General features: G+C 54.0%; 6 protein-coding genes. 3 read left to right on the top strand and 3 right to left on the bottom strand.

Going from position 1 to position 7,238, the window contains the following annotated elements; genetic code table 11:
* The coding region (locus tag RC73_RS21190) for a hypothetical protein (protein ID WP_235370010.1) at positions 1 to 323 on the top strand (323 nt) is incomplete at its 5' end.
* Here the strand turns inward: RC73_RS21190 and RC73_RS21485 are convergent.
* Positions 259 to 714, bottom strand: a complete 456-nt coding sequence (locus RC73_RS21485; RefSeq protein ID WP_082014326.1) for a winged helix-turn-helix domain-containing protein — start codon at positions 712 to 714, stop codon at positions 259 to 261. The genes RC73_RS21190 and RC73_RS21485 overlap by 65 nt on opposite strands.
* A gap of 258 nt (positions 715 to 972) precedes the next feature.
* Between RC73_RS21485 and RC73_RS20790 the strand changes: the two genes are divergently transcribed.
* Positions 973 to 1,188 (top strand): hypothetical protein, encoded by a 216-nt coding sequence (locus RC73_RS20790; RefSeq protein WP_160289577.1) that lies wholly within the window; start codon positions 973 to 975, stop codon positions 1,186 to 1,188.
* Positions 1,178 to 2,368, top strand: coding sequence for an NAD(P)/FAD-dependent oxidoreductase (locus tag RC73_RS13770; protein ID WP_039035186.1), 1,191 nt, complete (start codon positions 1,178 to 1,180; stop codon positions 2,366 to 2,368). The genes RC73_RS20790 and RC73_RS13770 overlap by 11 nt, the downstream gene beginning before the upstream one ends.
* A gap of 60 nt (positions 2,369 to 2,428) precedes the next feature.
* Here the strand turns inward: RC73_RS13770 and RC73_RS13765 are convergent, their stop codons facing one another.
* Both RC73_RS13765 and RC73_RS13760 read right to left on the bottom strand, forming a co-directional pair.
* Positions 2,429 to 5,572 (bottom strand): efflux RND transporter permease subunit, encoded by a 3,144-nt coding sequence (locus RC73_RS13765; RefSeq protein WP_039035185.1) that lies wholly within the window; start codon positions 5,570 to 5,572, stop codon positions 2,429 to 2,431.
* 8 nt (positions 5,573 to 5,580) lie between these two features.
* On the bottom strand, positions 5,581 to 7,233 hold the full coding sequence (locus RC73_RS13760; protein WP_039035184.1) for an efflux RND transporter periplasmic adaptor subunit: 1,653 nt from the start codon (positions 7,231 to 7,233) through the stop codon (positions 5,581 to 5,583).
* Positions 7,234 to 7,238 lie beyond the last annotated feature (5 nt).

Here is a 7,238-nt window from a genome sequence, read left to right as displayed (position 1 = left end):
CCATCCATTCCCACCACAGCATGTCGTCCTGGTTTAGTTCGGTTGGCGATCAGTTCCAGTTGCTGGCGCATGATGTCCTTATTAACAAACGGCGTGATGATGGCTTCAGTTTCTCCTGTTGCGGGACAGACTGCGCCGAAGAGGTGCGCGTATTCAAACTGCTGCAGTTTGACGGCACGGGGACGGCTACTCCGTTTTGCCCAAAGTCTTGTCGTTTGGTTTTGTTGGCCAAATCTGGCTTCGTCCTGAAACCAAATATCAATCTGGTGTGGTCGTATATGGATAGGTGTGTGAAGGATCGTTTCCAGAGTAAACTTTTTTAAAAGCGTTCTGCACGCCTTGAGTCTGTTTGGGATGCCTGGAGCGGCTGGTTATCCAGCTGAACCCCATGCCTTTGAGTAGCTTGTAGATATGATTGAGGTGGTACTCGACACCAAACTCACTCGATATGTATTGTTGGATATCAGCCCCGGTTAGCCTGCCTCCCTCATTCGATTGTGCTTTGAATTCAATATATCTGGCGAGCCTCCGCTTTTGGTCATTGGACAATGATGGTCTTTTGCCGGGTCGCTGCTTATCTTCAAGCCCTACGAGCCCTTGCTCAAGATAGTTTGAGACCCATGAGTTGACGCTGGATCTTGCCACCTTCAACTGGTCCGCTACTTGAGTACGATTACGGGATTGCAAAAATATGGACACGGCGAGTAACCGCATACGCTTTTGGGGATTTTTTTCTTTTTTAGAGAGGCAAAGCAAGCTTTCGGCAGTTTCAGATTTCATGGGCCAACTATAAGTGTTGAGTTGCCTACCATTAGATCAGACTTCAATGCGGATTGGTCTTAGTTTCCATCGGTAAGTTTTTTAAAAGCCGCTTGAGCTTCATCAGATTGCTTGGGGTGTTTTGAACGGCCTTGGCCGGTTTGCGCAAGCACAGTGACCATTATCAATCGATTTTAGCTGGATGATGAGGGTTTGTTGATTTTGCTCGGTATGGACGGCTTCAAAGCCTTCCCAGAGCGCAATGGTAAAGGTAAGATTCGACATCGAGAATGGTTGGGGTTGGTCATTGTTTTTGTTTGGCGACTAAACAATAACTCCAACCGTTTTCGTTTCCAGTCCACACTAATCTGCGATGAACCTTTTTTATTGCCCCTTGTTGGGCCAGAGAGTGAGCGTTATGTCAGTTAAACAGCATCAGGTGATCATTATCGGCGCTGGCGCCGCAGGGTTAATGTGTGCCCTCACTGCCGGGTATCGGGGCCGGGATGTCCTTTTGCTGGATAACGCCAAACAACTGGGGCGCAAAATTCTGATCAGTGGCGGCGGTCGCTGTAACTTCACCAATCAGAACATTGAACCGGGCGCCTACCTCTGCAGTAACCCACACTTCGTCAAGTCGGCGCTGGCTCGTTTCAGCCAGTGGGACTTTATCGCCATGGTCGAGCGGCACGGCATCGATTATCACGAGAAGACCCTTGGACAGCTGTTTTGCGATGACTCGGCCAAAGATATTGTCGATATGTTGACCACAGAGTGCGATTGGGCAGGAGTCAAAATTCAGCTGCGTACCGAAATTCTGTCTGTGGCAGCCACAGATGGTGGTTACAGCCTGCAAACCAGTGAAGGGGAATACCGTTGTAAATCTCTGGTGATAGCCACTGGTGGCTTGTCCATGCCGAAGCTCGGGGCAACACCGTTTGGATTCCGTATCGCCGAGCAGTTTGCCATCAAGGTGCTGCCGACCACTGCCGGGCTGGTTCCCTTTACCTTACAGCCTGAAGACAAGGCCAGGTTTGAAGGCCTGTCCGGCATCAGCTTGCCGGTTATCGCCAAAGCCGAATGCGGCAGGCAGTTTAGAGAGGCCATGCTATTCACCCACAGGGGTTTGTCCGGGCCGGCTGTGCTGCAGATCTCCTCCTACTGGCAGCCAGGCCAGAGTGTGCTGTTTGATTTACTGCCGGACCTGGATTTTGTCGACTGGTGCAAAACAATCACTGCTGAATCACCAAAATTGTCGCTTAAGAATGGACTATCTCGGCTGTTACCTAAGCGCTTGGTTGAGAGGCTGCAGGAGCTGGGTGAATTACCGAACAAGAACTTTAACCAACTGTCCAAGGCAGATGTGGCGGCGCTGGACAGTTATTTCCACTGCTGGCAGATCCAACCCGGCGGCACTGAGGGGTATCGCACCGCCGAGGTGACTCTGGGCGGTGTGGATACCGATGAGTTATCCTCCAAGACCATGGAGGCCAAGCGTCATCCCGGGCTCTATTTTATCGGTGAAGTGGTGGATGTCAGTGGTTGGCTCGGCGGCTATAACTTCCAGTGGGCCTGGAGTTCCGGCTACGCCGCCGGTGAAGTGGTGTAACTGAGCTCAATTCAATAAAAACGGCTGCATTGGCAGCCGTTTTTGCGAGCATCAGTTTGCTTATTCAGCCTTGGCCTTGCTCAAGTGGCGACGGTAGATCAGCAGATAGAGCGCCGGCAGAACAAAGAGCGACAGCACTGGGGCGGTAACCATACCACCGACCATGGGCGCGGCAATCTTCTGCATCACGTCGTTGCCCGAACCTGCGCCCCACATAATAGGGAGCAGACCGAAGAAGATGGTCGCCACCGTCATCGCCTTGGGGCGGATCCGCATCACTGCACCTTCAATCAGGGCGTCCTTGAGGTCCTCCACTCTGTGGTATTCACCTCTGTCCTGCTTGTGCTTGATGGCATTGTTGAGATACACCAGCATGACCACACCAAACTCGGCGGCGACCCCGGCGAGGGCTATCATGCCCACCGCGACGGCGACCGACATGTTGTAGTCCAGCAGATACAGCAACCAGGTACTGCCCACCAAGGCGAACGGCAGCGACAGCATAATGATGCTGGCCTGCATGGATGAGCCGAAGGTCATCATCAGCAGAATGAAGATCACCGCCAGTGCCATGGGGATCACTTGCTGCAGTTTGGCATCGACCCGCTGCATATATTCATACTGACCGGCAAAGCTGTAGCTGTACCTGGCAGGCAGATCCAGTTCCTGCTCCAATACCGGCTTGACGGCTTCGATATACTCACCAATGGACGTGCCGTCAATATCGACAAATACCCAGGAGATCAAACGACCATTCTCGCTCTTGAGCATAGGCGCGCCATCAGTGATTTCGATGTCGGCCAGATTGCGCAGCGGCAGATAGTGGCCACTCTTGGTGATCACCGGCAGCTCTCTGAGCTTTTCGATATTGTCACGCAACTCTCTTGGATAGCGCAGGTTGATGGGATAGCGCTCGGCACCTTGAACCGACTCACCGATATTCATGCCGCCAATGGCGTAACGTACTACGTCCTGAATATCGCTCAGGGTCATGCCATATCTGGAGGTCACCTCGAGTTTCGGTGTGATGTCTATGTAGCGGCCGCCACCCACCCGCTCGGCATAGGCCGACTTGGTATGAGGCTGAGCCGATAGAATCGCTTCTATCTGGGCCCCTATCTCCTGCAGTTGATTGACATCGGCGCCGGTGATCTTAATCCCCACTGGTGTCTTGATACCGGTAGACAGCATGTCGATACGGGTCTTGATCGGCTGTACCCAGGCGTTGGTGAGACCGGGCACTTTTACCGTACTTTGCAGCTGAGCAATGATGCCGTCGAGATCCATGCCTTCGCGCCACTGCTCTTTGGGTTTGAGCATTATGGTGGTTTCCAGCATGGTCAATGGCGCAGGATCCGTGGCGGTTTCGGCGCGACCAACTTTACCAAACACCCGCGCCACTTCCGGAACGGTTTTGATCAGCCGGTCGGTTTGCTGCAGCACTTCGGCGGCCTTGCTGGCGCTGATGCCCGGCAAGGCTGTTGGCATGTACAGAAGATCCCCTTCCTCGAGCTCTGGCATAAACTCGCTGCCCATATGACTCACTGGATACCAGGCACTGGCCAGCGCCACCAGAGCCGCCAGCAAGGTCAGCTTGGGGAAGCGCAGCACGGCATTGAGCATAGGTTTGTAGATGGCTATCAATACCCGGCTCAGTGGGTTGCTGCTTTCCGAGGGGATCTTGCCGCGGATAAAGAAGCCCATCAGGATAGGCACCAAGGTGATTGACAACACAGCCGCGGCCGCCATGGCAAAGGTTTTGGTATAGGCCAGAGGGCTGAACAGCCTGCCTTCCTGGGCTTCGAGGGCAAATACCGGCACAAAGCTCAGGGTAATGATCAGCAAGGAGAAGAAGAGTGCCGGGCCCACCTCAATAGAGGCTTCGGCGACAATTTTCCAATGCTCTTTGGTGTCGGGTTGGCGCTGATGGTCTTGTTTGAAATGCTCGAGGTGCTTGTGCATATTCTCGATCATCACAATGGCACCATCCACCACGGCCCCGATGGCGATAGCGATACCGCCAAGACTCATGATATTGGCGTTGACCCCCATCTTGTTCATCACAATAAAGGCGATCAGTATTGACAGTGGCAGGGTAATAACGGCCACCAGGGTCGAGCGGGCGTGCAGCAGAAACAGCAAGCAAACAATGCCGACCACTACCATCTCTTCCAACACCTTGTGCAACAAGTTGTCGACTGAGTTTTCAATCAGTTGCGATCTGTCGTAGGTGGGAACTATCTCCACGCCTTCGGGGAGACCCGCCTTGAGTTCTTCCAGCTTGGTTTTCACCGCCTCGATAGTCGCCAGGGCGTTTTCCCCATAGCGCATGACTATGATGCCACCGACGACTTCGCCCTCACCATCGAGCTCGGCTATGCCACGGCGAGATGCCGGGCCCTTGCGTACGGTGGCAACGTCTTTCAGCAGCAGCGGTGTGCCTGAGGGACTGGTGATCCCCAGCGGGATTTCACGAAAGTCCGCCAGTGTTTGACGATAGCCCTTGGCGCGCACCATGTACTCGGCTTCGGCCATCTCCACCACAGAGCCGCCGGCCTCGTTGTTGGCCTTGGTAATCGCCTGCTTGACCGAGGCGATGTCCAGCTTGTAAATCGCCAGCTTGTCCGGCTCCAGCACTATCTGATAGGTCTGTTCCATGCCACCGACAGTGGCGACTTCCGATACCCCGGCAACACTCTGCAATTCCAGCTTCAAATACCAGTCCTGCAAACTCTTGAGTTGCGAAAGGTCCAGATTCCCGCTGCGGTCTACCAGGGCATATTCATAGATCCAACCGACCCCGGAGGCATCGGGCCCCAGTGAGGGTTGCACCCCTTCGGGTAAACGACTGCTTATCTGGCTCAGGTATTCCAATACCCGGGAGCGGGCCCAATAGATGTCGGTGCCATCTTCAAAGATCACATAGACATAGGAGTCACCGAACATGGAATAGCCGCGCACCGTCTTGGCCCCGGGCACGGCCAGCATGGCGGTAGACAAGGGATAGGTCACCTGTTCCTCTACCAGCTTGGGCGCCTGTCCCGGATAGGCGGTTTTGATGATGACCTGCACATCGGACAGATCCGGCAGGGCGTCGAGCGGCGTGGTACGCAGCGCCTGAATCCCCCAAACCGTCACCATCAGGGTGACAATCAGCACCATCACCCTTTGTTTGATGGAGGCTTCAATGATTTTTTTCAGCATGTTGCCTCCTAGTGCTGGTGGCCTGAGCTCAGGCGCATCAGGCTACCCTTGAGACTGGCTTCTGAATCCAACAGGAATTGCCCGGAAATCACCACGTTTTCGCCTTCATGCAGGCCTTCGAGGATCTCTGCCTTACCCTGACTCAACATGCCGACAGTGACCTTTCTGGCACTGAAACTGGCATCATCCTGTTTGACTATGACCCGGTTTTCCTTGCCTGTTTGGATCAATGCTTCCTGAGGGATCACCAAAGTATCGCGTTTCGGGCCACCATAGAGGGAAACCTTGGCCAAGGTCTTGGGCCTGAGCTCCATTGCTTGATCATTGTTGAGTACCACTCTGACTCTCAGGCTGCGGGTGATGGGATCCAGTTCGGGATAGATGTAATCAATCTTGCCTTCTATGCCCTTGAGTCCCATGGCGGGGATATTGACCTCGGCGGTCTGGCCCACTTCCAGCCAGCTCTGCTCGTTTTCAAACACATCGGCAATGACCCAGACCTTGGAGAGGTCAACCAGTGACATGACCTCTGTCTGAGGTTGTATATACATGCCGTCACGCACCGCGAGTTGTTTGACTACGCCGCTTTCGCGGGCGTAGAAAGGAACCCGGTATTGGGTCTTGCCTGTCTTGGCCAGCTGTTTGATCTGCTCTTGGTTCATGCCCAGCAGTTCGAGGCGTAGCCCGGCCTTGCGCAATAGCTCTTGGTAGTTGGCACTGTTGCCTGAGCGTTTCAGCGTCTCCTGGGCCAACAGATAGTCGTCCTGGGCATTGACCAGGTCCGGTGAATAGATCTCGTACAGCAACTGACCTTTCTCGACCCTGTCACCGACAGACTCTACTTTAAGTTTTTCAATCCAGCCGTTGACCCTGGCATGGATATGATTGATTTGACTCTCGTCATAGTCTATCTGGCCGACTGTTTTGACAAACTTCCACAGCGTGTCCCTTTCCACCTTGGCTACCTTGAGGGCCAAGGCTTGTTGCATCTGGCCTGAGACATCAATCTCAACGGTTTCCGAGTGGCCGCCCATCTCGACTTTTTCCAGATTCATGCCGCAGATGGGGCAGGTGCCGGGCACATCGCTGATGATATGCGAATGCATGGGGCAAACATATTTGATGTTACTGCCCTGATCCAGAGGAGCAGGTTTGATCTCCAATGCGGGTTTGCTCTGCTGCATGGCGTGCTGGCTATGGTCATTAGCCTGGTTTTCCGTGGCTTTGGTTTCTGTAGCCAGGGTTTCTGCAGCTTCGGCGTGACCGGCATGGGAACCTGGCTCCTCTTCTTCCTCTTCGACCAGGAACATATTGCATTTGGGGCAACGTCCCGGTTCGTGACTGGTCACTTCCGGATGCATGGGGCAAACATAGGTTTTTTGCTGAGCCTGTGTTGGTTCTGCCAGGGCTTCAGTGGCCTCATCTTTGACCAAAAACATGTTGCACTTGGGGCAGCGTCCCGGCTCATGGCTGGTGACTTCCGGATGCATGGGGCAGTAATACTCCTGGGTTGCCGTCCCATGTTGATGATCTTTGTGTTGTTCCTGCCCTTGGGGCTGATTGCCCTGGGCCATTGCCTGCATACTCCATTGCGGGCCGACAGCCAGCACCAGACTAAGCGCACAGGCCAGTCGTTGGCGTTTACGGTTTGAATCGCTCATATGCC

It is taken from the genome of Shewanella sp. ECSMB14102 (assembly GCF_000813075.1).
Lineage (GTDB): Bacteria > Pseudomonadota > Gammaproteobacteria > Enterobacterales > Shewanellaceae > Shewanella > Shewanella indica.
This window is presented reverse-complemented; position numbering and strand designations above follow the sequence as displayed.